Below are 26,847 nucleotides of genomic sequence, written 5' to 3'. Positions count from 1 at the left end.
TTTTCACCTTCCCTACATAAAATCCCACCTGAGTTTTTTGCTGTTTATACTACAATGTAGTTTTTTCCACAGCAGATAGCCCAATACCTTTTTTAACGGCGGGCAAATTTGCCAAGCCTACTGAAAATCTGCACGCCCAATCCCAATACTATTAACAAAATAATACCGGCCAGCATACTTAGAAAAGAAAATGTCAGCAGAAAAACTGGGGACCAAACAAAGACCGGGGCCAAAACCGGCCACACAGGTGCGCCGGAAGATGCTGCGGGATGATAGAATAAAAAAGTAAAAAAGGCGGCCAGGGCGCCGTGCAACAAGCGGGTAATAACAAACAAACCCATTTTGATGTCAGTTTGGGCAATCATGCTGGCTACCTGGGCGTGAATGGAAAGGCCGCTCCAGCCGAGGATGACGGCCACCGCCATCAGCCTTTGCAATTCAGGTGCGCCGGCTTGCGAGGCTAACCGAGTACCGATAGTCATTTCAAACAAACCGCTGGCCAGTGCCGGTAAGATTTCGGGAGAGAACCCCAGGGGTATGAACACCAGTCCGAGCCAGGCGGCCAGCCGGTTAATGACACCTGCATGGTGAAGTAATTTGATGATAACCGCAAACAAGATAATAAAGCCGCCGATATGCAGCAGTTTTGTCACTGCAGAGGTCACTGCCTCACCCAGCAACTGTCCCAGCGGTAACCTTGCCTGGCGATTTTCTTGCAGCAGTGCCCGAAGGGCCTGGCGGAGGGAACCGGTTGGCTGAGAAAAACAGCGTGAAGAATCGTGACGACGGTAAAAGCGCAACAGCAAACCCAACAGGATATTTGCCAGATAGTGGGAACCGGCAATTACTATACCCAGCTCAGGACGTCCAAACATGCCTACGGCAACAGCAGTCAGCATAAACAGGGGGCTGGAATTGTTGGTAAAACAAATTAAACGTTCGGCTTCCACCCGGCTGCATAAACCCTGTTGCCTTAGTTTGGCAGTAACCATACTGCCGATGGGAAAGCCACTGGTAAAACCTATTACCACGACAAAGGCACCGGCTCCCGGCACATTAAAAAGCGGCCGCATAACGGGTTCCAGCAAAACGCCCATAAATCTTACCAGGCCTAACTTTATGAGAACTTCCGAGGCGATAAAAAACGGCAGCAGGGAAGGAAACACTATATTCCACCAGGTCTGCAGACCGTTAACGGCACCTTCAAAAACAATTTGGGGTTGCAAGATCATCCCCAGGACAAAACTTAACGCCAACGCCAGCCAGATCAGGGATATGGCTTCCTGTCGGTGCCGCACCAGCGTTGTCCGGATTTTTTTTGGCAGCAAGAAAATCACCCCGTGCATAGGATTAGACAAGGTCCCTAACAATATATATAACTGAGCGGCCTTGACTTTAGACCAGGTGTGGAGTTATGACATATACAGGATTTTTCCTTGACAAATATGGGTCTGCTTTATATAATGAATTTTGTTAAATATCGAGGTGACTTTTAACCGGTGAAGATTAATATTTTAAAGTTAAAAAATGCACCTGGTGAGAGGCTGACCTTTAACTTCAGCAAAGAATTAGCGGCCCTGGAACTGGGAGGGCAAGTATTCAGGTTTGTTGCTCCGGTGTCAGCCAGCGGCGAGGTGGTAAATCGCCGGCAACTTTTTCATGTTAAGGGTGAAACCAGAGCGACAGTTCGGACCGGCTGTACCTACTGCCTGGAACCTTTTGAGTTAAGCCTGCACGGTCGGTTGGATGAAGTATACGCCAGGGACGGCGAGCTTTCCGGCTCTGACGCGGAGATAATTGGGTTTGACGGCGATATTATCAATGTTGAGCCGGAAGTAATAAAGTCACTGGTGTTGGAAATACCAATGCGTTTGGCATGTTCGCCGGACTGCCGGGGGCTGTGCCAACGATGTGGTGCCAATTTAAATGTTCAAACATGTGATTGCCAAGTTGAGGAGATTGACCCAAGGTTGGCAATTCTTAAAAATTACATCAATAAGTTTTGACTTTTTAAAGGGGGTGTAAGAAATGGGTGTACCGAAAAGGAAACTTGCAAAGCATCGGGGAAGACAACGCCGGGCTATGAATATGAAGTTGGAAACCCCCAGCCTGGTGGCTTGTCCACAGTGCCATGCCTTGATTCAACCGCACCATATGTGCCCTGAGTGTGGTTATTACAAAAACCGCGAAGTTGTTGCGGCTGCCAACAAGTAATGATAATCCGGGCCCTTTCTCAGTCAGTGAGAAAGGGTTTTTACTTTTTTTGGTAAAAATATATAAAATTAATTGCATTAAACAAAAATTACAGTTATAATTAGTACCAGGTACTAATTATGTTGGTGATTACAATCATGGCAAGAGATGGGCAGGCCAAACATTTAAGACAACAAGAACTAATAAGATATCTGACCAATAATCCCCTGTTAAAGGATGAAGAACTGGCCGCTTTGTTTGGTGTCAGTATTCAGACCATCCGGTTGGATCGTTCTGAACTACAAATCCCTGAGTTGCGGGAACGCATGAAAACAGCCCTGCAAAGCCGCCGTCCGGTACGTTCGCTGGCCAGCGATGAACTGGTGGGTGAATTGTTAGATATTGAGGTAGGACGGTGCGGGGTGTCAATGCTGAAAATAACCCCTGAAATGTGCTTTCGCAAAAATTTGGTGGCCAGGGGGCACCACCTGTTTGCTCAGGCCAACTCCCTGGCGGTGGCTGTCATAGACGCCGAGGTTGCCTTAACCGGCGCAGCCAGGGTGTTGTTTAAACATCCTGTCACTGCCGGCGATCTGGTGTTGGCCCGGGCTACGGTCAGCAGCCAACAGGGGCATAAAACGGTTGTCAGGGTGGTTTCCCGGGTAAAAGAAACAGTTATTTTGGAAGGTACATTTACGGTATTTGCCTTGTCAGAGGAGGATAATCAATGATCAAAATAGCCTTAGATGCAATGGGGGGCGACTATGCGCCGGCAGAAATCGTCCGTGGTGCCAGGGAGGCTGCCCGTGAATTAGAAGTTCAGATTATGCTGGTGGGCCACCGGGAAAAAATACAGCAGGAATTGGCGGGTGATAATGCCGGCGGCCTGCTTTCAATTGTACACGCTTCGGAAGTGGTTGGCATGGACGAACACCCGGTCAGCGCCATCCGCAAAAAAAGAGATTCGTCCATTGTTGTAGCCACTCAACTGGTCAAGGACGGGGCAGCTGACGCAGTGGTTTCCGCCGGCAGCACAGGGGCTCAAATGGCCTCATCATTATTTATTCTGGGTCGTATTGCAGGAGTTGACCGTCCTGCCATCAGTACTCTTTTACCTACAGCCAACGGTGTGGTGGCTTTGTTGGATGCGGGCGCCAATGTGGACTGCCGTCCGCAGCACCTGCAGCAATTTGCTGTCATGGGCTCCCTGTACGCTGAAAAAATTTTGGGACTGGCCAATCCCAAGGTAGGACTGGTGAATATAGGTGCTGAAGAAACCAAGGGCAATGAATTGACTCTGGCGGCCTATAATTTGTTGCAAGAAACAAATATTAACTTTATTGGCAATGTTGAGGGAAGGGATTTGTTTTTCGGCGCTGTTTCAGTGGCTGTGTGCGACGGTTTTGTGGGCAATGTTATACTAAAGTCTGCTGAAGGTTTAGCCATGTATATTTTAGGGATGTTTAAACAGGAATTGGGTAAACTGGAGGATATCCTGGGCCGGGAGAAAATTATGCATATTCTGGGCGGCTTTCAGCGCCGCATGGATTATGCCGAGTATGGCGGAGCACCGCTGCTGGGCGTTGACGGAGTGTCTGTGATTTGCCATGGCAGTTCACGGGCCAGGGCAATTAAAAATGCTGTCCGGGTGGCTAAAGAAGCGGTTGAACAGCAGCTGGTTCGTGCTATCAAGGTAAGCCTGGAAAAAGAGAACTTTAAGGAGGGGAAATATTAATGCCCAACCACCAAATTCAGGCTGGCATCCTTGGGGTGGGTAGTTATGTGCCTGAACGGATACTTACGAACAAAGAGCTGGAACAAATGGTGGATACCAGCGACGAATGGATTACCGCACGGACCGGTATTCGGGAACGGCGAATCCTTGACCCGTCCCAGTCTACTTCCGACCTGGCTGTCCTGGCTTCCCGGCAAGCGTTGGCCGATGCCGGCGTTAAACCGGAAGAACTTGATTTGATTATTCTCACCACTTGTTCCAAAGATATGCTGTTGCCGGCCGGGGCCTGTCTGGTGCAAGCCGAGTTAGGGGCACACAGGGCCGGCGCCTTTGACCTGGAAGCCGGCTGCAGCGGTTTTGTTTACGGGCTTGCCATTGCAGCCCAGTTTATTGCCACCGGAGCTATGCAGCGGATACTGGTTATTGGGGCCGAAGCATTGTCAAGAATAATTAACTGGCAGGATCGTAACACCTGTGTGCTGTTTGGAGACGGGGCCGGTGCCGTGGTGGTGGGCCCGGTAGCACCCGGGGAAGGCATTCTGGCCAGCAAATTGAGCGCCGAAGGAACCGGCTGGGAGCATCTGTATATTCCGGCAGGGGGAGCCAAAATGCCAGCTGATCCCCTTACGGTTGAAAAAAATTTGCATTATGTGCATATGAACGGTAAAGAAGTGTTTCGTTTTGCCACCCGCGTGATGGAGGAGGAATCCCTCCACTTAATTAAAGCGGCTAATCTGCAGTTAACGGATATAGACTTATTAATACCTCACCAGGCCAACATCCGTATTATTGAACATGCTGCCAAAAAGTTAAAGTTACCCATGGATAAGGTGGTAATAAATTTAGACCGTTTCGGCAACACTTCATCCGCTTCTATTCCTTTAGCGTTAGATGAGGCGGTAAAATCCGGACGTGTGCAAGCCGGAGACAACATCGTTATGGTGGCTTTCGGGGCAGGTCTCACTTCCGGCGGTATTGTTTTAAAGTGGAGTAAGGGGAGGGAGAGTAATGAAACTTAAAACTAAATTGTGCGACTTGTTGGGTATTCAATATCCCATTCTGCAAGGCGGTATGGCTTGGGTTTCGACAGCCGAATTGGCGGCAGCAGTTTCTGAGGCAGGCGGACTGGGCATTATCGGCTCGGGACACGCTCCCACGGAGTGGCTGGAAGAACAGATCAAAAAAGCCAAGCAGCTGACCGATAAGCCTTTCGGAGTTAACGTTATGTTAATGTCCCCCTATGTGGAACAAAACATGGAGTTAATTGTTCGTGAAAGAGTACCGGTGGTTACCACCGGGGCCGGCAACCCCGGTAAATATATACCCCGCTTAAAGGAAGTGGGTACCAAAGTTATTCCTGTTATCCCGTCAGTGGCACTGGCCCAGCGGATGGCCAAAGCAGGGGTGGATGCGGTGATTGCCGAAGGCGGCGAATCCGGCGGCCATATTGGGGAACTGCATACCATGCCGCTGGTACCCCAGGTGGTTGATGCAGTGGATATCCCGGTAATTGCTGCCGGCGGCTTTTTTGACGGCAGAGGGCTGGTAGCGGCCTTGGCGCTGGGGGCGCAAGGCATCCAAATGGGAACCCGCTTTATGTGTGCTACAGAATGTACCATTCATGACAACGTAAAACAGCTGTTGGTGAAAGCTAAAGACCGTGATACTGTGGTAACCGGCCGCACTACCGGACATCCTGTACGCATTATACGCAATAAACTGGCCAAACAATTTGAAGAAAAAGAACGTCAAGGTGCGCCGGTAGAAGAACTGGAGAAACTGGGAGTCGGTCGCCTGCGCATGGCCATGGTGGAAGGTGATGTACAGGAAGGTTCTGTCATGGCGGGCCAAATTTGCGGCATGATTAAAAAAATTGAACCGGCTGCCGCCATCATACAAGATATCGTTACCGGTGCTGAACAAGTTGTGAGCCGATTAAGCAAAGGGGAGTTTTAATTTTGTTAACAACCGCATTTTTATTTCCCGGACAGGGTTCCCAGTATGTGGGGATGGGTCGGGAATTGTATCAAAACTTTTCGGTTTTCCGTACAACCATGGAAGAAGCGGATGATACATTAGGATTTGGTTTAACTAAATTATGCTTTGAGGGGCCGGCCGAGGAGTTAAACCGCACTGTTAATACTCAACCGGCAATTTTGGCAGTAAGTATTGCCGCCCTCAGGGTTTTGCAGCAGGAATGTGGCTTAAAACCCCGGGCGGTAGCCGGGCACAGTCTGGGTGAGTATGCCGCTCTGGTGGCAGCCGGCTCTCTTAACTATTCGGATGCCCTCAAGGTGGTACGGCAGAGGGGGCAATTCATGCAGGAGGCTGTACCGGAAGGGCTGGGCGGCATGGCTGCCATCCTGGGGCTGGCCCGGCAGGCTGTTGTTGACTGTTGCCGTCAAGCAGCCGTAGCAGGGGTAGTGGAACCGGTAAATTTTAACTGCCCCGGTCAAGTGGTGATAGCCGGAGAACGGCAGCCGCTGCAAAAAGCCATGGAACTTTGCCGCCAAGCAGGAGCGAAAAGAACAGTCGAACTGGCGGTAAGCGGACCTTTTCACTCCAGTTTAATGCGTCCCGCGGCTGAAAGGCTGGCGGCAGTATTGGCGCAGACGGAAGTGAGGGAACCTGATATCCCGGTAATGGCTAACATCAGTGCGCACTATCTGTCTGAAGCCTCTGCAATTAAAGATGCCCTGGCCAGACAGGTGTGCGGTGCCGTACTCTGGGAAGACGGTATCCAAAAGATGGCTGAACAAGGTGTCAGTGCCATGCTGGAAGTGGGGCCCGGCAAGGTATTGTGCGGCCTGGTTAAAAAAATTAACAAGGAAATAAGGACTTACAATCTGGAAGATTTGGCAAGCCTGGAAAAAGTCCTTGCAGAGTTCAAGGAGGTTGGCTAAAATGTTTCTGAACGGTAAAGTTGCCATTGTTACCGGCGCCTCCAGAGGGATTGGCAAAGCCATAGCTTTGGCCCTGGCCGGTGCTCAGGCTGATGTAGTAATTAATTATGCCGGGAGAGCGGATGCGGCGGAAGCAACCGCTGAAGCTGTAAGGCAAATGGGTCGCCGGGCGCTGGTTTACCGGGCGGATGTATCTGATACCGGCCAGGTGCAGCAGATGGTGGAAGCCGTGCTGGCGGAGTTTGGCAGGGTGGATATCCTGGTGAATAATGCCGGGATTACCCGGGATAATTTAATTTTAAGAATGAAAGAAGAAGATTGGGACACCGTGCTGGCGGTAAACCTGAAATCTGCTTTTAATACCATTAAAGCAGTGGCCCGTCCCATGGTGAAGGCGCGTTACGGCCGCATTATCAATGTTTCTTCGGTGGTGGGGCTGTATGGCAACCCGGGTCAGGCCAACTATGCCGCTGCCAAAGCCGGTTTGATCGGGCTTACCAAAACCATGGCTAAAGAGCTGGGCCCCAGAAATATTACCGTAAATGCAGTGGCGCCCGGTTTTATTATGACTGATATGACCGAACACCTAACCCCTGAGGCGAAAGAAAAATTAACCTCAGCCATTGCTCTTAACCGCCTGGGCAAGCCGGAAGATGTTGCCGGCCTGGTAGCTTTTTTGGCCAGCGATTACTGCAGTTATATTACCGGACAGGTTATCGGGGTGGACGGCGGTATAGTAATGTAAAGGTTCGAGGTACATAAATTTACCTCGATATTAATACCTTTAATAAATAGATTATGCGATACCCGGAAGGGGGGTGAACAACTTGGCAACCTTTGACAAAATTAAAGCAATTATTGTAGATCAACTGGGCGTTGATGAGGCAGATGTCACCCTGGATGCTTCCTTTGTGGATGATCTGGGTGCTGATTCTCTCGATATTGTTGAGCTGGTAATGGCTCTGGAAGAAGAGTTCGGCCTGGAAATTCCGGATGAAGAGGCCGAAAAAATTCGCACTGTTGGCGATGCCGTTAATTTTATTCAGGACCGCCTGTAATAATGGTAAAAGTCCCGGCATGTATCATCCGGGACTTTTTTCAAATGTAAGGAGGAAACGAATTTGTCAAAACGGGTTGTTATTACCGGCATGGGGGTAATATCTCCCATTGGTATCGGACTGGCTGATTTCTGGGAGTCTCTGACGGCAGGGGTTTCCGGAATTGCCAGAATAACCAGGTTCGACCCGTCCGAATACAGCACGCAAATTGCGGGTGAGGTTAAGGATTTTGATTATTCCAAGTACCTGGATAAAAAAGAAGGCCGCCGTATGGACAAGTTTTCCCAGTATGCCGTAGTGGCAGCGGCCATGGCCCTGGAGGATGCAGGTCTGGATCTGGCCGCCCTGGATAAAGACCGTACCGGTGTTATTGTAGGTTCGGGGATTGGCGGTATGGAAACCTTTGAAGAACAGTGCCGTGTCTTGGTAAACCGGGGGCCCGGCCGGATCAGTCCCTTTTTAATTCCCATGATGATTGCCAATATAGCGGCCGGCCAGATTGCCATTAAATTTGGCTTGCGGGGACCCAACATTACTACGATTACTGCCTGTGCATCCAGCGGTAATGCCATTGGGGATGCCTATAAATTAATCCAGCGGGGCGGTGCCGAAACGGTAATTACCGGTGGTACCGAAGCGCCTATTACCCCGCTGTCGGTAGCAGGTTTTTGTGCGATGAAAGCCATGTCAACCAGAAACCAAGAACCGGCCCGGGCCAGCCGGCCCTTTGATGCCGACCGGGACGGCTTTGTCATGGGTGAAGGGGCCGCCATGCTGGTATTAGAAACGTTAGAACACGCCCAAAGGCGGGGCGCCAAAATATATGCGGAGATTGTCGGGTATGGCAGTTCCTGTGATGCCTACCATATTACCGCCCCTGATCCGGAAGGAGCGGGTGCTGCCGCCGCTATGCAGATGGCCCTGGCGGATGGCGGTTTAAAACCGGAAGATGTACAATACATTAATGCTCACGGTACCTCTACGCCGGTGGGGGATACTGCCGAGGTAACAGCCATTAAACGTGTGTTTGGCGAACACGCCTATAAGTTAACCGTCAGTTCGACAAAATCCATGACTGGTCATATGTTGGGGGCCGCCGGGGCGGTGGAAAGTGTTGCTTCCGTACTTGCTATTGTACATGATGTTGTACCGCCAACCATTAATTTGGAAAACCCCGATCCGGCCTGCGATTTGGATTTTGTACCCCATCAGGCACGCCGGATGCCTGTGCAGGTAGCCCTGTCCAATTCTTTTGGCTTTGGCGGGCATAATGTCACACTGGCCTTTAAAAAGTTCAGACCTTAGATTTGGGTGATGCAATTGTCTAAACTGGACGAGCAGACCCATCGCTTAAAACAAAGACTGGGTTTTCAATGGCATAATCCATCCCTGCTGATACAGGCCCTTACCCACAGTTCCTGTGTTCATGAAAGCAGGGGGCATGGCATATACCATAATCAGAGGCTGGAGTTTTTAGGTGATGCGGTTTTAGAGTTAGTTGTCAGCGAAGAGCTATACCGTATGTTTCCTGACCGAACCGAGGGTGAATTGACAAAAATGCGGGCTGCTTCGGTTTGCGAACCTTCCTTGGCCAAAGCAGCCCGGGAACTGGACCTGGGCCGTTGCCTGCGCATGGGGCGAGGTGAAGAACGTTCCGGCGGCAGGGAGCGGCCATCCATCCTGGCAGACGCTTTTGAGGCCCTACTGGGTGCCATTTACCTGGATCAGGGCTTAGAGGAGGCCAGACGTTTTGTGTTAAGTTGCTTAAAACCCATCATTGACGATGTTGTGGCAGGCAGGCTGGACAGAGATTATAAAACAGAGCTGCAGGAAACACTGCAGCAAACTTCACCGGAGCCTTTGGTTTATAAAATCATGGGCGAATCGGGGCCGGATCACGACAAAACCTTTACCGCCGGTGTTTTTTACCGTGGCCGTGTAATCGGTACAGGCAGCGGGCATTCCAAGAAAGAGGCCGAACAGCAGGCTGCCAAGGATGCCTTTATGAATTTAGACCGGTTGAAAGCCGGCGCTTTCAAATCAAACGCCCATCACGATTGATAACGGGGGGCAAAAAGCATTGAGTCTGAAAAGAATTGAAATTCAGGGATTTAAATCTTTTGGCGATCGTGTCCGGTTAGAACTGTATCCTGGTTTATCCGTCATTGTGGGTCCTAACGGCAGCGGTAAAAGCAACATCGCTGACGCCATCAGCTGGTGCCTGGGTGAACATCGTGCCTCCCAGCTGAGGGGTTCACGCATGGAAGATATTATTTTTGCCGGCAGTGATAAAAGAAAACCGGTTGGTATGGCAGAAGTAACCTTAACTCTGGACAACGAAACCAAAACATTCCCTCTGCCCTATGAAGAGATTGCTGTTACAAGACGCCTTTACCGTTCCGGGGAAAGTGAATTTTTTATCAACAAAGTGCCCTGCAGGCTTAAGGATATCCAGGCTCTTTTTATGGATACCGGGTTAGGCCGCGGGGCCTACTCTCTTATAGGACAGGGTAAGGTGGACGAAATATTAAGCAGCAGGCCGGATGAAAGAAGGTCTGTGATTGAAGAAGCGGCGGGCATTGTTAAATACCGCTACCGTAAAGAAGAAGCTCTGCGTAAATTAGCGGCCGCGGAGCAGGATCTCGACAGAATTTCGGATATTATTAATGAACTGGCCTCACGCATCCAACCGTTGGCCGCTCAGGCAGCCAAGGCCAGACAATACAAAGAGCTTAGTGAACAAGCCTGGCAGTTGGAATTATCTTTATTTAAGCGGGACTGGCAGGAGCTGACCGCCAAAGCAGAGGAAATTGCGCAGCAGGTGCAGCAACTGAAAAAAGAATTGCAGGACGAAAGGCCGGTTATTGAAGAAAAATTGGAGCAGGTGCGGACAGAGCTGCTCAGTCTGGAAAAATCCATAACGGATGCCAGGGAAAAATATCATTTTATAACCTCACAAATTGAAACCGCCCAAAACAAACTGTCACTGACAAATGACCGGCTTAGCCACTATCACAACGAAATTGCACGGGCGGAAAAGGACTGTCAAGAAGCACGAGCTGCGCTGCAAAAACTTGAAACTGAATTGCACCAGGAAAAAGAAAAATTAGATAAATTAAAGCAGGAAGCAGCAGCAAAATCTGCTTCCTCCGGTCACCGGGAACTGCACCAATTGGCGCAAGAAATGCAAGAAAAACAGGCGTTGCTAAACAATCTGAATAATGATTTAATTGATCAACTGAATCGCGTGGCCCAGCAGCGCAATATTAAAAATCAAGCGGCAGATCGCAAAGAGCAGTTAAACCAGCGTTTATCTCATATGCAAAGACTGGCCGGCCAGACGGCCGAACGGGAAAAAAGTTTGCTTGCCGCTCTGGAAAGGGCCCAAGATAAACTGCAGGAAGCGGGTCGCCGGAAGCAACTGTTAGTGTCAGGCATTCAACAAAGGGAACAGGAATTGACACAAATAAATCAGGACTTATCCGGACTTAACGCGAAGCTGATGCGTCTGAAAGAAACATTGGTAGCCAAACAGTCACGGCTTAGAGTTTTAGACGAGAGCATAAGTTCGCACAGCAGTTTTATCAAACCGGTCAGAGAACTGTTAAAGGCTGCCCGAGACTACCCGGCTGAGTTGACGGGAATTTGCGGTGCGGTGGCAGATTTAATTAAAGTACCTCGAGGCATGGAAACTGCTATTGAAGCGGCCCTGGGCAGCGCTTTGCAAAATCTGGTTACCGAAACATCAGACCAGGCCAAAGCGGCCATTGAGTATCTTAAAAAACACAACCTGGGCCGGGCTACTTTTCTTCCCCTTGATTCGCTGCGGCCAACTCCGGCCGGCCTGTGGGAAAAAAAAGCCCTCGGGTTGCCGGGGGTAATTGGTTTGGCGTCTGATTTAACCGAGGCGGCGGCCAGGTATCGTTCGGTAGTAGAATTGTTATTAGGCCGACTGGTGGTGGTTGATAAACTTGATAATGCCGTTAAAGCGGCCAAGCAGCTGCAACAGAGAATCAGAATAGTTACTCTTACCGGCGAACTGCTGCATCCCGGCGGTTCGTTGACCGGCGGGGGGCCGGCGCGTAATGCCGGGGGCATGTTGCACAGCCGCCGGGAACGTGAGGAACTGGCCCGGCAGTTGCAGCGATTGCAACAGCAGATTAACGAATTAGCCCAGCGGTTAGCCGACAAGCAACTGGCACAGCGGCAGCTGACCGAAGCACAGCAGACCTGCCAGCAGCAGTTGATTAATCTGGAATTGGAGCTGCAGGCAGCAGACATTGATGTCAGCAAAACCGGTGAAGAGTTACAGAGGGTGCGCGAACGTATTCAGGAGGGTCAATGGGAAATTGCCAAAACAGAACAAGAAATAACATCCTGGTCTGCTAACGAGGCGGCGGCGGCTGAAAAACTGACGGTTTTGGAACAGGAGTTAGAACAGTTACAAATTCACCTGACGTCTACCCAGCAGGCCTTGGCGGCTGTCAATGACCGCAAGACACAGTTGGAAAGCGCGGTACACCGGGAACAAATACAGCAGGCGGAACTGCGCCAGCAAATTCTCGGGTCGCAAAAAATAATGGAGCGGCTGACCAGAGAAAGGGAAGAAAAGAGGATGTTTTTAAGTTCTGCTGAGGCTCAGTTGATTCATTTGCAAAACAGGGTTCAGGAATTGGCTGCCCAGCGTTTGGCCTTAAGCGACCAATTGCAAGGACTGCAGCAGGATCAACAATCGGCTGCGGAAAATCTGGATAAATTAAAGAAAAAACATGAAGCTGAGGCAGCAGTGTTAAAACAGTTGGAAGAACGGTGGCAAAAACTGCAGGCATACTGGCAGCAGACACGGGAACAGATACATGCTCTGGAACTGCAGCAGGCCAGGAATCAAACGGAGCTGGAACTGTTAAGCAAGCGGTTGGCTGAAAACGGAATTGCTGATCCGGCGGGTATTCCGGTGGCGCCGGCCGCCAGTAAAAGACAGGCCCGGGCCAGGTGGCAGGAAATCAAGACTCAAATGGCGGCGCTGGAACCGGTAAATCCCGGCGCTGAAGCAGAATACCGGGAAGTAACGGAAAGATATCATTTCCTGTTAGGTCAGCAGCAGGATTTGGCAGAAAGCAAAAGGGCGTTGCAGCAGCTGGTGGAGGAATTAAACCGCGTTATGGCCGCTCAATTTACGGAAGCCTTCAACATAATTAACCGCAACTTCAACCAAGTTTTCCAACAACTGTTTGGCGGCGGAAGTGCAGCCATGTCCCTGACGGACAAAAATACCCTGACTTGCGGGATTGAGATTACCGCCCGGCCGCCAGGCAAAAAAAACCAAAATTTATCTCTTCTTTCGGGGGGAGAGCGAGCCTTAACAGCTATTGCCTTGTTATTTGCCATTCTACAGTACAAGCCAAGTCCCTTTTGCGTGTTGGATGAAATAGAAGCATCTCTGGACGAAGCCAATGTCAAGCGCCTAGCAGATTATTTATCCCGCACATCCCAAGAAGTACAGTTTATAGTTATCAGTCACCGGAAAGGCACTATGGAACAAGCAGACGCCCTGTATGGTGTAACCATGGATGAAGCAGGGGTTACCCGGCTGCTTTCTATGTCTTTGGAGGAATTTAAGGACAAGCAGCGGTCAGCCTGACCAAACCCGTACTGCCTGATTGACAGGGCCTTTTATTTGGCATTATAGTAAGGACAAGATCCGGCAAAATAAGCACTGTACTGGAGGTATTGTCAAGTGGGCTTTTTCAGCCGTTTAAAAGAAAGTTTAACCAAAACCCGCCAAACTTTTATTGAAAAAATTGACCAGGTGGTTACCGGACGCAAGGGCATCGATGAGGAACTATACGAGGAATTAGAAGAAGTATTAATCCAGGCGGATGTGGGTGTAAACACGGCTATGAAACTGGTGGAACGGGTGCGCAAGGGGGTCAAGGCCCGTAATGTGCAAGAGGCATCCCGCCTGAAGGATATTTTTTATGAAGAGTTAGCCTATTTAATGGGAGAAAAGGTCACCCCCATTCAAGAAAATGCCGAGGGCCCCACGGTAATTATGGTAGTAGGTGTTAACGGGGTGGGTAAAACCACCACCATTGGCAAGATGGCTTACCAGTATAAAGAACAGGGTAAGAAGGTTTTGCTGGCAGCCGGTGACACCTTCCGGGCGGCTGCCATTGACCAGCTGGAAATTTGGGCCCAGCGGGTAGGTGTGGATATTATTAAACATCAGGAGGGTTCTGACCCGGGGGCGGTGGCTTACGATGCCGTTCATGCAGCACGCTCCCGCAATGTGGATGTCCTGCTGATTGATACAGCAGGCCGTTTGCACAACAAAAGCAATTTAATGGACGAATTAAGGAAAGTGCATAGAATTATTGCCCGGGAAATGCCCGGCGCTCCTCATGAAGTGCTGCTGGTACTGGATGCCACCACCGGCCAAAATGCCCTTAACCAGGCCAAAATATTCAGTGAAGCGGTTAATGTGACGGGTATTGCCTTAACAAAACTGGACGGCACCGCCAAGGGCGGCGTAGTTACCGCCATTGTTACTGAAATGGCAATTCCGGTGAAGTTGATCGGCATTGGCGAAAGAATGGATGATTTAAGGCCCTTTAACCCTAAAGATTTTATTGATGCCCTGTACGGCAAGAAAAAAGATGATGAGTAAAAAAGCCTGAAAACGGATGATCAACAGCGGCAAGACTTGTGGGCAGTTTGCATATGATTCCACTCCTTGAATTTTTCTGGTTTTGCATAAAACAGATTAAACAGACAAAAGCTAACCACGATAAAACATCAGGAGGTGGAATATTTATGCCTGAAGTAGCGTGCACCGTCAATAACTGCAAGTATTGGACCCAAAATAACCTTTGCACCGCCAAACAAATTATCGTCCAAAACGACGCTCAGGGCGGCGGCATCAGCCCCAATGCCAGCCTGCAAAACCTGGCGGCAACTCCGGCCAACAGTATTGATGATACCTGTTGCCAAACCTTTAAACCGGCTAACGGCTAACGGCAAACACCCCTTAACGGGGGTGTTTCAGACTGTAGACAAAGGTTGCAAAACAAAATGAGGCGGTTTTGTGATCCCCTGTCGGCGATTTGTCGAAGCACCGGTAACAGCACTTGATGAGCGAAAGGAGCCATTGGGGGGGCGCCCACAGGATGTGGGCGCCAGCCGAACCGGGCCAGGAGGGGCCGTTTGAGGCGACCCCAAGGGCGACCGTAGCGAATCATAGTGCTGTCGGTGCGTAGACCGGAGCCAAAGGGGATCATAAACCGCCGATACTGTTCGTCGACACTCTGAAACACCCCTTAACGGGGGTGTTTTTATGTGTAAAAATTATTGTTATTGGAGGAAAACAAACCCGTTAAGGAGAATATTTCAAGTTTGTATAACCAATGCTAACTTAAGAAAATTGTGGATAAAGGAGAATCCGTATGTCTGTACGTATTGCCATTATCGGAGGGACCGGTGTTTACGACCCTAGTATATTAACCAATATCCGGGATGAGAAAGTAACTACCCCGTACGGGGAAGTAAGTTTAAAAATCGGCGATTATCAAGGAAAATCTGTGGCCTTTTTAAACCGTCACGGCGCCGGTCATTCGGTACCGCCCCACCTGGTAAATTACCGGGCCAATATTGCTGCCCTTAAAGAACTGGGGGTTAAAAGTATTTTTGCCACCGCTGCAGTGGGTTCATTAAACATGAACATGGCGCCCGGTCATTTTGTTTTTGCTGATCAATTTTTGGACTTCACCAAGGTTCGTCAGCATACCTTCTTTGAGGGTGGCGCCCAGGGCGTCGTTCACATTGACATGACCGACCCCTATTGCCCGGAATTGCGGCGGGTTTTGGCAAGAGCCGCTGAACAATTAGGCTTAACTTATCACCGGTATGGCACCTATGTCACCACCGAAGGGCCACGCTTTGAAACTCCGGCAGAAATAAAAATGTACAAACTGTTGGGCGGCGACCTGGTGGGTATGACCAGCGTACCGGAGGTTGTTTTAGCCCGGGAAAAAGAGATGTGTTATGCCAACATCTCCATGGTGACAAACTATGCCGCGGGTATTTCGCCAACCAAATTAACCCATCAGGAAGTATTGGAAGTAATGGCGGCCAATGCAGAGAATTTAAGAAAACTGGCGATGCTGGCCATCAGTTTAATTGATCCGGAAAGAGACTGCCTGTGCCAGGATGCCCTGGAGAAGCTGAACAAGGAGTGAATCTCTCTATGGAAGCAATAATTTGGGAACATAACCGTCTGCGACTGCTGGATCAAACAAAGCTGCCGCGCAGTATTGAATACATTGAATGCAACCATTATCAGACGGTGGCGGAGGCTATTAAAAAGCTTGCTGTGCGAGGGGCACCGGCCATTGGTGCTGCCGCAGCTTATGGCCTGGTGGTAGGGGCCGGACAAATTGAAGCCGCCGACCGGCAAACCTTTGTGGCCAAACTGGCTGACATTGCCCGTGAACTGGGCGATACGCGTCCTACCGCCGTAAACCTGCGCTGGGCCCTGGACCGTATGATGATGCGGCTTGCCGCTGCTCCGGAGCAAGATGTGCAGGAATTGCGGCGCATATTACTGGATGAAGCACATGCCATTTATCAAGAAGATATTCAAAGCAACCGTCAGATGGGGGAATTCGGTCAGGCATTGCTGCCTGACGGGGCCAGGGTATTAACCCACTGCAACGCCGGGGCTCTGGCTACCGCCGGTTACGGTACTGCTTTGGGAGTTATCCGGGCTGCCCATGAAAAAGGCAAACAAATTCATGTCTTTGCCGATGAAACCCGGCCGCTGTTGCAGGGAGCCCGCTTGACCGCCTGGGAGATGTTACAGGCCGGCATTCCGGTTACTTTAATTACAGACAACATGGCCGGATATTTGATGGCCAAGCAACAGGTTGACTGTGTTATTGTGGGGGCTGACAGGATTACGGCCAACGGCGACGTGGCCAACAAGATCGGTACTTACGGGGTGGCAGTACTGGCCAAACACCATAACATACCTTTTTATGTAGCTGCTCCCCTGTCCACCATTGACCTGAGACTCAGTTCGGGGGACGAAATCCCTATTGAAGAAAGAGATCCCCGGGAAGTTACTCACCATGGGGGGCAGGCCATGGCACCCGAGGGTGTGCAGGTTTGGAACCCGGCCTTTGATGTGACGCCCCATCAATTGGTAACAGCCATTATTACTGAGCAGGGTGTTATTTATCCACCCTATTTGGAAAACCTGGCGAAAGTATGCGGTAATAATAAATAAGGAGGTAAAAGATGCCGAATTATCTTGTCAGAGATATTAAACTGGCTCCTGCCGGCCGCTTAAAAATAGATTGGGTAAGCCAACACATGCCGGTTTTAAACGTGATCCGGGAGCAGTTTATCAAGGAGCAGCCCTTTAAGGGTTATCGGGTGGCGGTATGTATTCACCTGGAGGCCAAAACGGCTTATTTGGCTGAGGTGCTGAAGGCCGGCGGGGCTGAGGTTTCCATTGCCGGTTCCAATCCTTTGTCTACCCAGGATGATGTGGCCGCTGCCCTGGCTGATGCGGGAATAAATGTATATTCCTGGTATAACGCCACCGCTCAGGAATATAAGGAACACCTGCTGCATTTAATCGACGATCAACCGGACATTGTCATTGATGACGGCGGTGATGTTGTACAATTGCTGCATACCGAAAGAACGGAGGTAGCAGCCAAAGTTCTGGGCGGCTGCGAAGAAACCACCACCGGGGTTTTGCGTTTGCGTTCGCTGGAAAAACAAGGCGCCCTCAAGTTTCCCATGATTGCAGTTAATGATGCCTATTGCAAGTATTTGTTTGATAACCGCTATGGTACCGGGGAGTCAGTGTGGTCCGGCATTATGCGCACCACCAATTTAATCACAGCCGGCAAAACAGTGGTGGTGGCGGGTTACGGTTGGTGCGGCAAAGGTATTGCCATGCGGGCCAAGGGTTTAGGAGCGAAGGTTATTGTAACAGAGGTTGACCCGGTTAAGGCTATCGAAGCTTATATGGACGGCTGCCATCCGATGCACAGTTTGGAAGCTGCTAAACTGGGGGATGTTTTCATAACTGCCACCGGATGTAAAGATGTCTTTACCGCCCGGCACTATCAGGTAATGAAAGACGGTGCCATTCTGTGCAATGCCGGTCATTTTGACGTAGAAATTAATATTCCTGACTTAGCTGCCATGTCTGCCGGCCGGCGCAAGGTGCGCAAGGATATTGAAGAGTTTAGCCTGAGCGACGGGCGAAAGATTTATTTACTGGCCGAAGGACGCCTGGTAAATCTGGCTGCCGGGGACGGCCACCCGGCGGAAATTATGGACATGTCCTTTGCGTTGCAGGCTTTAAGCGCCCGCTACCTGTTGGATAACGCCGGCGGTTTGCTCAATAAGGTATATGTAGTTCCCAAAGAAATTGATGATCGTGTAGCCAACTTGAAGCTGCAATCGCTGGGAGTTCATATCGACCGACTGACGCCTGAGCAGGCAGCATATATCAATGAGTGGAATCATGCCACCTGATGAGGAGTTTCAGATGCAACAAGCTATTGAAGCAGCCAAACAAAAGATAATCGAACTGGGGAAAAAAATGCTGCAGGCAGGATTGGTAGCGGGAACCTGGGGTAATATTTCAGCTCTGGTGCGGGAAGCCGGTTTGGTGGTGATAACGCCCAGCGGTATGGACTACACCTGCCTGCAGGCGACAGATATGGTGGTGCTGGATTTGCAAGGGCGGCCGGTTGAAGGGCAGCGGCGACCTTCCAGTGAGGCACCGCTGCACCTGGCCATTTATCAAGCCAGGCCGGACGTAGGGGGTATTGTGCATACGCACAGCGAAGTGGCAACCGCCTTTGCAGTGGTTCGGCAGCCTATCCCACCGGTGGTGGAAGATGCCGCTATGTTGGTGGGCGGAGCGGTGGAAGTTGCCCGGTATGCCCTGCCGGGTACGCCTGAACTGGCCAGGCAGGTGGTGGAAGCCCTGGCCCAGCGATCTGCTGTACTGATGGCAAATCACGGACTGGTTGGGGTAGGCCGCAGCGTGGAAGAAGCCTTTACGGTTTGCCAGGTAGTTGAAAAATGTGCTAAAATTTATGCTTGGGCCTGTACAATCGGGCAACCGGCGGTGTTACCGGAGCAGGACGTGTTAATGTTGAGCAGGTTATACCGTAGTGCCTACGGACAACCTGCAAAATAGAGATAACCCTGGCAGGGGGAGTGTAGGAGAGATGAATTTTGAATAAGTTATTAATCCGCGGGGCGACAATTTTAACTATGGAAGGCCCGGAGGCCATCATCAATGCGGGCGAAATTCTTATTGAAGACGGCTGGATTACCCATGTGGGTCTTCCGGGTTCGGCATCCGGGTCCTTTGATATGGACGAGGTCATTGAGGCTGACGGACAAGTAGCCATGCCGGGCTTTATTAACTGTCATACCCATGCGGCCATGACCTTGCTCCGAGGTTATGCTGACGACCTGCCCCTGATGAAATGGTTGTCGGAAAAAATATGGCCTTTTGAGGCTAAAATGACTGGTGAAGATATTTACTGGGGCAGTATGCTGGCTTGTTTAGAGATGATTAAATCAGGCACCACTTGTTTTGGCGATATGTATGACCACATGCACGAGGTGGCCAGGGCAGTAGAAAACAGCGGCATGCGGGCCATGCTGTCCCGGGGGATGATCGGTGTGCTGCCTACCGCAGACAAGGCTCTGGCTGATGCCGAAGAACTGGCCAGAAACTGGCACGGCAAAGCGGACGGTCGTATTACAGTGATGCTGGGTCCCCATGCTCCCTATACCTGTCCGCCGGATTATTTGGATAAGGTAATGAATTTGGCTGCAAAGCTTAAACTGGGGATTAACATTCATGTATCGGAAACACTGGCGGAAGTGGAGGAAATTAAAAAACGGTACGGCAAAACACCGGTACAGCATCTGGATAGTTTAGGATTATTTAAATTTCCTGTACTGGCTGCCCATTGTGTACATCTGGATGAGCAGGATATGGAAATTCTGGCTCAAAAAGCCATGGGTATTGCTTACAATCCCCAGAGCAATATGAAGTTGGCCAGTGGTATTGCTCCGGTGGCCAGGCTGCTGGAGCTGGGCGCCACAGTTGGTATCGGTACGGATGGCACAGCCAGCAATAATAACCTGGACATGCTGGAAGAACTGAGAACCGGCTCTTATCTGCAAAAGGTCAGCACCATGAACCCGGAAGTTCTGCCGGCTTACCGTGCTTTGCAAATGGCCACCATTGACGGGGCTCTCTGCATGGGTCTGGGGGATCGGGTCGGTTTAATCAAAGAAGGGATGCGGGCAGATATAATTTTGCTTGATGCCACCCAACCCCATATGTGTCCCCGTCATCACCTGGTAGCTAATATTGCCTATGCAGCCGGTGCTTCGGATGTTCGTACGGTGATTATTGACGGCAAAGTGGTGATGTTGGATCGGGTTGTTTTAACCATTGACGAAGAGCGGGTAATGTATGAAGTACGGGAACGGGCTGCCAGGTTGGCCGGTCAGTAAACTGCTGAGGTTTGCAACAAGAATTTGCCGGCATTCTGAACCGCCGGCTCATTTGCCTGCAGTCTGAAGTGAGAAATAACTATTCTCACTTCAGACTGCAGGCAAAGGTTGTAAAACAAAGTAGGTGGTTTTATGATCCCCTGTGGTCAACTTGCCGAAGTACCGGTCACAGCACTTGATGAGCGAGGGGATCATAAACCACCGATGATGTTTGTCGACACTCTGAAGTGAGAAATAGCTGTTCTCACTTTTTGTTTTTTGTTAGAGAACTTTATATCGGTGATAATAAAAATAACTTATATATTTTGGAGGTATTTTAATGGCAAAAGCGATTTTGCACCAGGGCAAACAAAAACGCATTATCAACGGGCATCCCTGGGTTTACCGGGGTGAAATTAAGGAAATAAAAGGGCCGTACGCACCGGGAGATATTGTGGATGTTTATGATTGCCGTGACAGATTTTTGGGTCGGGGCTATATTAACCCGGCCTCCCAGATAACCATTCGTATAATGACCAGACAACCGGCGGAAGAGATTGATGAAGATTTTTTTCGCCGCAGGATTCAGGCTGCCTGGCAATATCGTCAGCAAGTGGTGCGTGATACTAACGCTTGCCGGGTAATTTTTGGTGAGGCGGATTTTCTGCCTGCTTTAATTGTTGATAAGTTTGCTGATTACCTGGTAGTACAAACCCTGGCTTTGGGTATCGACGTCCATAAAGCAACTATTTTTAAAGTACTGCAGGAAGTCATGCAGCCGGCGGGCATCTATGAAAGAAATGATGTGGCGGTTCGTAAACTGGAAGGATTACCGTTAATTACAGGGTTTGTGGGACAGCCCTTTGATCCTAAGGTGGTAATTAAAGAAAACGGCATTAAGTTTGTGGTAGACCTGGCCGGGGGGCAAAAAACGGGTTATTTTTTGGACCAGCGGGAAAATCGCATGGCCTTGCAGGGACTGGTTAAAGGGGGTCGGGTGCTTGATTGCTTCTGTCATACCGGTACCTTTGCCATGTATGCCGCCAAGTACGGTGCCCGTCAAGTGCTGGGTTTGGATATAGCCGCCCCGGCTTTGGAGGTGGCCCGTGCCAATGCACAATTAAACGGATACGGTGATTTATGTTCTTTTAAGGAAGGCAATAGTTTTGACGAATTAAGGGCTATGGAAAAGGCCGGTGATAAGTTTGATGTGGTGATTCTCGACCCGCCGGCTTTTACCAAATCAAGCCAGGCAGTGGCGGGGGCCGTTCGCGGCTATAAAGAAATTAACCTCCGGGGCATGAAACTGCTGCCACCGGGAGGTTACTTAATTACCTGTTCCTGTTCTTATCATATGAAAGAGGACTTATTCCTGCAAGTAATTCAGGAGGCCGCCCGGGATGCCGGCCGTCAATTAAGATTAGTAGAATTGCGCCGCCAGGCTAAAGATCATCCCATGCTGCTGGCCTATCCGGAAAGCCATTATTTAAAGTGCTTGGTGTTGCAGGTATGGTAGTTGCTACTTGGACAGGTCGGTCCGCGCAATGGTATGGGTATCCAGGGCTTCAAAGCCGAAACAGCGGTATATGTAGCGCAGCAGCTTATCGGCAATCTGGCGGGGTGTTTCCAGGCTTTTTGCTTCCAGAGGATTAAATCCATAGGGAAGGATAATGTCCTGGTAGCTGCACCGGGGATTAGGGGTATTGGTGTAAAAATGGATAAATTTTGGGTCGTACAAGCCTTTATCAGCGATGTTTTCCAGCGCTACCTTGGGGACAAATAAACCCATATAACCGGTAAAACGATATACTTCCCGAGCCAATTTAACGGTACGCAGCAGAGCCACCTGCACAGCACGGTAATCCAGAAAATCAAGCACCAGGGGTTGGCCGTTTGGTCGTTCTATTTTTTTACTATCTGTTGCGATGGTGCAAAAATAACAAACTACACCCGAACGAAGAATTTCCAGCCTTTGGTTTTCTCCGTCAAAGGCGAAGCCCTCCGGTTCAAAACGAATTGTGTTGGGCAAAGTGCCCTGCCAAATGTTGCGGGCCATCTTTTTCAGGCGGGAGATGCGTTCCGGCACAAAAAAGGGATCAATTAATTTTAAATTTAAAGGCACCGGGCAGCACATGACCTTAAACATTACCTTCCCCTGGTCACTCTTTTGCAGTTTGCGATTAATAAAGGCTTTAACTTCTGTCTTATTAAGCCTGCTTTTTCAAACAGCCGGTCTAAAATATGCCGGTCTGTTTCCGGCACCGGGTCGGAGCCTTCCATGTTGCGGCGGTAAATCCGGCCATCATTTGTTATGTGGGGCGGGTAGGTGCTTTCAGGTATCTTGATTACCAAAATGCCCCGTTTATTATCTTCTTTTTTAAGAATCAATTTAGACGCAAAAAGAGGTACCGGAGTAATATTTCCCTGACAAATGTTACGAAAACGATCCTTGGGGTCGTTAAAAATTTCAATGCCCGGGAAAGAAGTAGGTACATTGCGTGGATTTCGAGCATCCGCACCGATAATAAGCCATCCCCCAAAGGTGTTGGCAAAACTGGCGACAATTTTGGCCAGATGCCTGGGGAAATCTTCTTTGTACTCTACATACAGACCTTCCGGGATATCCTCCTCAATTAATTTATCAAGATCTGCTTCTTCCAGTTGCTCCAGAGGTTTGCCAAAGGGATTGATCATAGCGGCCTCCACACATTTTTTAATTATTTTACCATATTTTTCAGCATGGTGTGTGATGCCGCATCAGGTCACAATTTTATTAATAAATTTTTAGCCCCGGCGCCCACCATACTGAAAAAACCTGTGTGTTTGGTCAATATTTCTTCCAGAGCGTTTAGTACCCGGTCTATTTGTTCCCGGGTTACCATGAGCGGTGGCTGCAAGCGGATAACATTGGGATTGTTTAAAGTGTAAGCTGTGATAATGCGGTGTTTATTTAAAAGCTCGCCGGCTACCAAGCTGCCTAAATATTCCTGGGCCAGTTTTTGCACTACATTCAGGGTAAACTTGAAGGAGAACGTTTTATGGCCGGCCGGTTGCCGGAATTCCAAACCGATCATCAAACCGCGTCCCCGCACATCTTTTAACATAGGATACTTCTCTTTCAGTTTATTTAACTGCGCCAGTAAATAGCTGCCGTTTTCCCTGGCCTGTCGGCAAAGGTCCTGCTCCATAATTATCTCAATGGTTTTTAGGGCAACAGCACAGGCAAGCGTGTTGCCGCCAAAGGTGGAGGTGTGCAGCAGGGCTTTATCCATGGTGCCATAGGCCTGGCGCCACAGCTCATCGCTGGTGATGTATGCACCTATAGGCATAATGCCACCGCCCAGTGACTTGGCTATACAGATAATGTCAGGTACCAGCTCGTATGCTTCGCAGGCAAAAAATGTCCCGGTACGGCCGAAGCCGGTCTGTACCTCATCGGCGATCAGCAGGGTACCGTACCGGGCACAAAGTTTTTTTGCCTTTGCCAAGTAGCCGGCGGGCGGTTCTATGATGCCGCCTTCACCTTGAATTGGCTCCACAATAAAGGCTGCTGCCTCCCGGTCTGCCAACTGCTGCTGTAAGGCAGATAAATCGCCATAGGGAACTTCTACGCATTGGTTGAGCAGCGGCTTGAAGGGGTGCCGGTATTTGTGGCGTCCGGTCACCGAAAGAGCACCCAAAGTTTTGCCATGAAAGGAGTTGCTGCAGTATATAAATTTTTGACGCCCGGTGGCGATTCTGGCCAACTTAAGGGCTCCTTCCACCGCCTCTGCTCCGCTGTTGCAGAAAAAACTCCGCTGCAGGTTGCCAGGTGCCAGGGCTGCCAGGTTATGGGCCAGGGCGGCAGCCAGAGCGTTCAAGGAGGCTTGCAGTAAATTGGGCCGGGACTGCACCTTGTGCAGGACTGCTAAAAGATCCGGATGGTTGTGTCCTAGGTTGAGAGCGCCATAGGCCCCTAAAAAGTCCAGATATTGGTTGCCCTGATCGTCGTAAACCAGCACACCGTTGGCTGTTACAAACTGTCGATCAAAATTAATTAAACTGAGCAGCGTAACCAAACTGGCATTCAGATAGCGATTGTGCAGATCTTTTACCTGGCTTTGCGGTAACGCAAGGGCCTGTTCAAGGTGAATAAAGCCGCTGCAGCCGCAGGAACAATGCTGATGGGACAAGTGTCAACACCTCCGTGATTTTCTTTTACCTATAAAATATGTGGACCGGCCGGACAAATGACAATTTAATACAAGCTGTGATGGGGCTATAAAATCTTTAAACTTGACAGGGAAGACCGTGTTCAGTAAAATAAATATATCTGTAAAGTGAAAGTCCTTTATACCTGGTGCAAGGGGGACTGCGCTTTGAAAGAGTTTCACAAGATAAACCTTCTCTATGATTTTTATGGCAGCTTGCTCACCGAGCGACAGCAGAATTTTATTCAGTTGTATTACGGGGAAGATTTATCTTTGGGGGAAATTGCCGAACAGTTTGAGGTAACCCGCCAGGCTGTCCATGATACCATTAAGCGAGCGGAACAAATCCTGCAAAACTATGAAGAAAAGCTGGGCCTGGTTGGTAAATTCAGCCAGGAGTATAAATCAATAGAAAAAGCATTAAATTGCTTAACAGGTTATCAGGCCGGGCAAAAACCGGAGGGGCTGGCCGAATCTATACAAATACTGCAATCGATCCTGCAAAACAGGCAGGAGTTCTAATCAGCGAATCCTTTAACAGACCGGAGAAAGGAGGCGTCTGACATGTTTAAAGGATTGGGCGAACGCCTGGATGAAATTTTTAAATCTCTCAAGGGTAAAGGACGCCTTACAGAAGAAGATGTTAATCAGGCAATGCGGGAAGTAAAGATGGCCCTGCTGGAAGCTGATGTTAACTTTAAGGTGGTTAAAGAATTTGTTGCCCAAGTTAAAGAAAGGGCGGTTGGTCAGGATGTTCTGGCAAGTCTCAGTCCTGCCCAACAAGTTATAAAAATTGTTAAAGATGAGTTGACAGAGTTGTTAGGCGGTACCCAGGCCAAAATTAATATGGCCGCCAAACCGCCCACCATCATCATGCTGGTAGGTTTGCAGGGGGCAGGAAAAACTACTACCGCCGGTAAACTGGCCAAGCTGTTAAGCAAGCAGGGACGCCGGCCTTTGCTGGTGGCAGCGGATATTTATCGGCCGGCAGCAATTAAACAATTGCAAGTGCTGGGTGAACAACTGCAAATACCGGTTTTTAGCCTGGGTCAGGAAAATCCCGTTAAAATTGCTCAGGCAGCGGTGGATCAAGCCGGCAGTACCGGTAAGGATGTTGTGATTATTGATACAGCCGGTCGTTTGCACATTAATGAAGAGTTAATGGGCGAACTGGCAGAGATAAAAACTGCTGTTAAACCGCATGAGATCTTGCTGGTGGTGGATGCCATGACCGGTCAGGAAGCGGTTAACGTGGCGGATACCTTTAACCGGAAGCTGGGTCTGGACGGTATTATCATGACCAAACTGGACGGTGACGCCAGGGGCGGTGCTGCTCTGTCGGTGCGCAAGGTAACCGGAACGCCCATTAAATTTGCCGGCATGGGCGAGAAATTAGATGCTTTGGAACCCTTCCACCCGGACAGAATGGCCGATCGCATTTTGGGCATGGGGGATGTATTAACCCTGATTGAAAAGGCCCAGGCCAATTTTGATGCCGAGCAGGCGGCCAAGTTGAATAAAAAAATACGCCAGGCTGATTTTAACCTGGAAGATTTTTTGGAGCAGTTGCAACAGGTTAAAAAATTAGGCCCCCTGGAACAAATTCTCGGTATGATTCCAGGCATGAACAAGTTGACCAAGCAGCTGAAAGACCAGCAACTGGACGGCAAAGAATTGGCCCAGGTGGAGGCAATTATTTATTCCATGACTCCGTGGGAACGCCAGCATCCGGAAAAAATTGACGGCAGCCGTAAAAAACGCATTGCCCGGGGCAGCGGCACCCGGGTGCAGGATGTCAATCAGCTGTTGAAACAGTTTGAACAAACCCGCAAAATGATGAAACAACTGTCTAATATGACCAAGGGAGGCAAGAAGAGCAAAATTAAATTGCCTTTCTTTCAATAAAATTTGTTGTTAAACCTGTCTAAGGAGGTGATATGCAAAATGGCTGTAAAAATTCGCCTAAGACGTATGGGGGCTAAGAAAAACCCCTTTTACCGTATAGTGGTAGCCGATTCCCGTTCCCCGCGTGACGGCCGTTTCATTGAGGAAATTGGGTACTATGACCCCGTCAAACAACCGGCTGAGGTAAAAATTGACGAGGCCAAAGCCCAGGACTGGCTGAAGAAAGGTGCTCAGCTTTCTGATACTGCCAAGTCCCTGTTTGTCAAAGCAGGTATTATCCCGGGCCGGGCCAAAACCAAAGAGGCCTAAGGTGTACAGGG

28 protein-coding genes are annotated in these 26,847 nt (G+C 49.7%); 23 read left to right on the top strand and 5 right to left on the bottom strand.

Translation table 11 applies throughout. The features are described 5' to 3' along the window. Nucleotides 1-92: 92 nt before the first annotated feature. The gene (gene ylbJ, locus DESHY_RS08415) at nt 93-1,346 is read right to left on the bottom strand and encodes a sporulation integral membrane protein YlbJ (protein ID WP_008411973.1); all 1,254 of its coding nucleotides are present in this window, start codon (nt 1,344-1,346) and stop codon (nt 93-95) included. 153 nt (nt 1,347-1,499) lie between these two features. Between ylbJ and DESHY_RS08410 the strand changes: the two genes are divergently transcribed. The 14 genes from DESHY_RS08410 (at nt 1,500) to DESHY_RS08345 (ending at nt 14,903) form a co-directional block, all read left to right on the top strand. Then, on the top strand, nt 1,500-2,006 hold the full coding sequence (locus DESHY_RS08410) for a YceD family protein (protein ID WP_008411971.1): 507 nt from the start codon (nt 1,500-1,502) through the stop codon (nt 2,004-2,006). Nucleotides 2,007-2,028: 22 nt separating this feature from the next. After that, the gene (gene rpmF, locus DESHY_RS08405) at nt 2,029-2,214 is read left to right on the top strand and encodes a 50S ribosomal protein L32 (RefSeq protein WP_048818010.1); all 186 of its coding nucleotides are present in this window, start codon (nt 2,029-2,031) and stop codon (nt 2,212-2,214) included. 137 nt (nt 2,215-2,351) lie between these two features. After that, nucleotides 2,352-2,924 (top strand): transcription factor FapR, encoded by a 573-nt coding sequence (gene fapR / locus DESHY_RS08400; RefSeq protein ID WP_048818033.1) that lies wholly within the window; start codon nt 2,352-2,354, stop codon nt 2,922-2,924. Beyond that, nucleotides 2,924-3,928 carry a phosphate acyltransferase PlsX gene (gene plsX, locus DESHY_RS08395; RefSeq protein ID WP_048818032.1) on the top strand — a complete coding sequence of 335 codons (1,005 nt, stop codon included), beginning with the start codon at nt 2,924-2,926 and terminating at the stop codon, nt 3,926-3,928. The genes fapR and plsX overlap by 1 nt, the downstream gene beginning before the upstream one ends. Continuing rightward, nucleotides 3,928-4,947 carry a beta-ketoacyl-ACP synthase III gene (locus tag DESHY_RS08390; RefSeq protein WP_008411966.1) on the top strand — a complete coding sequence of 340 codons (1,020 nt, stop codon included), beginning with the start codon at nt 3,928-3,930 and terminating at the stop codon, nt 4,945-4,947. Before plsX ends, DESHY_RS08390 begins: the two co-directional genes overlap by 1 nt. Next, nucleotides 4,937-5,884 (top strand): enoyl-[acyl-carrier-protein] reductase FabK, encoded by a 948-nt coding sequence (gene fabK / locus DESHY_RS08385; RefSeq protein ID WP_008411964.1) that lies wholly within the window; start codon nt 4,937-4,939, stop codon nt 5,882-5,884. The genes DESHY_RS08390 and fabK overlap by 11 nt, the downstream gene beginning before the upstream one ends. Nucleotides 5,885-5,886: 2 nt before the next feature. Continuing rightward, nucleotides 5,887-6,831 (top strand): ACP S-malonyltransferase, encoded by a 945-nt coding sequence (gene fabD, locus DESHY_RS08380; RefSeq protein ID WP_008411962.1) that lies wholly within the window; start codon nt 5,887-5,889, stop codon nt 6,829-6,831. A 1-nt stretch (nt 6,832) separates the two neighbouring features. After that, nucleotides 6,833-7,576, top strand: coding sequence for a 3-oxoacyl-[acyl-carrier-protein] reductase (gene fabG, locus DESHY_RS08375; RefSeq protein ID WP_048818009.1), 744 nt, complete (start codon nt 6,833-6,835; stop codon nt 7,574-7,576). An 82-nt stretch (nt 7,577-7,658) separates the two neighbouring features. Then, the gene (gene acpP, locus DESHY_RS08370; RefSeq protein ID WP_008411959.1) at nt 7,659-7,889 is read left to right on the top strand and encodes an acyl carrier protein; all 231 of its coding nucleotides are present in this window, start codon (nt 7,659-7,661) and stop codon (nt 7,887-7,889) included. Nucleotides 7,890-7,952: 63 nt separating this feature from the next. After that, nucleotides 7,953-9,194, top strand: coding sequence for a beta-ketoacyl-ACP synthase II (gene fabF / locus DESHY_RS08365; RefSeq protein ID WP_008411957.1), 1,242 nt, complete (start codon nt 7,953-7,955; stop codon nt 9,192-9,194). Nucleotides 9,195-9,203: 9 nt separating this feature from the next. Beyond that, nucleotides 9,204-9,950, top strand: a complete 747-nt coding sequence (rnc, locus tag DESHY_RS08360; protein WP_048818008.1) for a ribonuclease III — start codon at nt 9,204-9,206, stop codon at nt 9,948-9,950. A gap of 19 nt (nt 9,951-9,969) precedes the next feature. Further along, complete coding sequence (gene smc / locus DESHY_RS08355; RefSeq protein ID WP_008411954.1) at nt 9,970-13,530, top strand: chromosome segregation protein SMC; 3,561 nt, start codon at nt 9,970-9,972, stop codon at nt 13,528-13,530. Between the two features lie 96 nt (nt 13,531-13,626). Next, nucleotides 13,627-14,556 (top strand): signal recognition particle-docking protein FtsY, encoded by a 930-nt coding sequence (gene ftsY, locus DESHY_RS08350; RefSeq protein ID WP_008411951.1) that lies wholly within the window; start codon nt 13,627-13,629, stop codon nt 14,554-14,556. A 146-nt stretch (nt 14,557-14,702) separates the two neighbouring features. Beyond that, on the top strand, nt 14,703-14,903 hold the full coding sequence (locus DESHY_RS08345) for a DUF1540 domain-containing protein (protein WP_008411950.1): 201 nt from the start codon (nt 14,703-14,705) through the stop codon (nt 14,901-14,903). Here DESHY_RS08345 and DESHY_RS13650 read toward each other — a convergent pair. Then, nucleotides 14,900-15,166, bottom strand: a complete 267-nt coding sequence (locus tag DESHY_RS13650) for a hypothetical protein (RefSeq protein WP_235695546.1) — start codon at nt 15,164-15,166, stop codon at nt 14,900-14,902. The two genes, DESHY_RS08345 and DESHY_RS13650, sit on opposite strands and share 4 nt — an antisense overlap. 165 nt (nt 15,167-15,331) lie before the next feature. Between DESHY_RS13650 and mtnP the strand changes: the two genes are divergently transcribed. The 6 genes from mtnP (at nt 15,332) to DESHY_RS08315 (ending at nt 21,948) form a co-directional block, all read left to right on the top strand. After that, complete coding sequence (mtnP, locus tag DESHY_RS08340) at nt 15,332-16,123, top strand: S-methyl-5'-thioadenosine phosphorylase (protein WP_008411948.1); 792 nt, start codon at nt 15,332-15,334, stop codon at nt 16,121-16,123. A gap of 8 nt (nt 16,124-16,131) precedes the next feature. Further along, complete coding sequence (mtnA, locus tag DESHY_RS08335) at nt 16,132-17,172, top strand: S-methyl-5-thioribose-1-phosphate isomerase (RefSeq protein WP_048818007.1); 1,041 nt, start codon at nt 16,132-16,134, stop codon at nt 17,170-17,172. An 11-nt stretch (nt 17,173-17,183) separates the two neighbouring features. Next, nucleotides 17,184-18,440, top strand: coding sequence for an adenosylhomocysteinase (locus DESHY_RS08330; RefSeq protein WP_008411945.1), 1,257 nt, complete (start codon nt 17,184-17,186; stop codon nt 18,438-18,440). 13 nt (nt 18,441-18,453) lie between these two features. Continuing rightward, nucleotides 18,454-19,113, top strand: coding sequence for a class II aldolase/adducin family protein (locus DESHY_RS08325; protein ID WP_048818006.1), 660 nt, complete (start codon nt 18,454-18,456; stop codon nt 19,111-19,113). 38 nt (nt 19,114-19,151) lie between these two features. Next, nucleotides 19,152-20,453: an amidohydrolase gene (locus tag DESHY_RS08320; RefSeq protein WP_008411941.1), complete on the top strand. Its 1,302-nt coding sequence runs from the start codon at nt 19,152-19,154 to the stop codon at nt 20,451-20,453. 319 nt (nt 20,454-20,772) lie between these two features. Beyond that, nucleotides 20,773-21,948, top strand: coding sequence for a class I SAM-dependent rRNA methyltransferase (locus DESHY_RS08315; protein ID WP_008411940.1), 1,176 nt, complete (start codon nt 20,773-20,775; stop codon nt 21,946-21,948). A 3-nt stretch (nt 21,949-21,951) separates the two neighbouring features. Here DESHY_RS08315 and DESHY_RS14610 read toward each other — a convergent pair whose 3' ends face one another. From DESHY_RS14610 to DESHY_RS08300, 3 genes are all read right to left on the bottom strand, one after another. Beyond that, nucleotides 21,952-22,578 (bottom strand): hypothetical protein, encoded by a 627-nt coding sequence (locus DESHY_RS14610; protein WP_008411938.1) that lies wholly within the window; start codon nt 22,576-22,578, stop codon nt 21,952-21,954. After that, on the bottom strand, nt 22,578-23,126 hold the full coding sequence (locus DESHY_RS14605; RefSeq protein ID WP_008411937.1) for an AlbA family DNA-binding domain-containing protein: 549 nt from the start codon (nt 23,124-23,126) through the stop codon (nt 22,578-22,580). Before DESHY_RS14605 ends, DESHY_RS14610 begins: the two co-directional genes overlap by 1 nt. 68 nt (nt 23,127-23,194) lie before the next feature. Beyond that, nucleotides 23,195-24,604: an aspartate aminotransferase family protein gene (locus DESHY_RS08300; protein ID WP_008411935.1), complete on the bottom strand. Its 1,410-nt coding sequence runs from the start codon at nt 24,602-24,604 to the stop codon at nt 23,195-23,197. 186 nt (nt 24,605-24,790) lie between these two features. Here DESHY_RS08300 and ylxM point away from each other — a divergent pair, with 186 nt between their 5' ends. The 3 genes from ylxM to rpsP are packed head-to-tail and all read left to right on the top strand — an operon-like array spanning nt 24,791 to nt 26,836. After that, complete coding sequence (gene ylxM / locus DESHY_RS08295; RefSeq protein WP_008411934.1) at nt 24,791-25,144, top strand: YlxM family DNA-binding protein; 354 nt, start codon at nt 24,791-24,793, stop codon at nt 25,142-25,144. 42 nt (nt 25,145-25,186) lie between these two features. Continuing rightward, nucleotides 25,187-26,527 carry a signal recognition particle protein gene (gene ffh, locus DESHY_RS08290; protein ID WP_008411932.1) on the top strand — a complete coding sequence of 447 codons (1,341 nt, stop codon included), beginning with the start codon at nt 25,187-25,189 and terminating at the stop codon, nt 26,525-26,527. Nucleotides 26,528-26,566: 39 nt separating this feature from the next. After that, nucleotides 26,567-26,836: a 30S ribosomal protein S16 gene (gene rpsP, locus DESHY_RS08285; RefSeq protein WP_008411930.1), complete on the top strand. Its 270-nt coding sequence runs from the start codon at nt 26,567-26,569 to the stop codon at nt 26,834-26,836. Nucleotides 26,837-26,847 lie beyond the last annotated feature (11 nt).

The organism is Desulforamulus hydrothermalis Lam5 = DSM 18033, assembly GCF_000315365.1.
Lineage (GTDB): Bacteria > Bacillota > Desulfotomaculia > Desulfotomaculales > Desulfotomaculaceae > Desulfotomaculum > Desulfotomaculum hydrothermale.
Note: the sequence above shows the minus strand (reverse complement) of the source record. Positions and strands in the feature narration are given on the sequence as shown.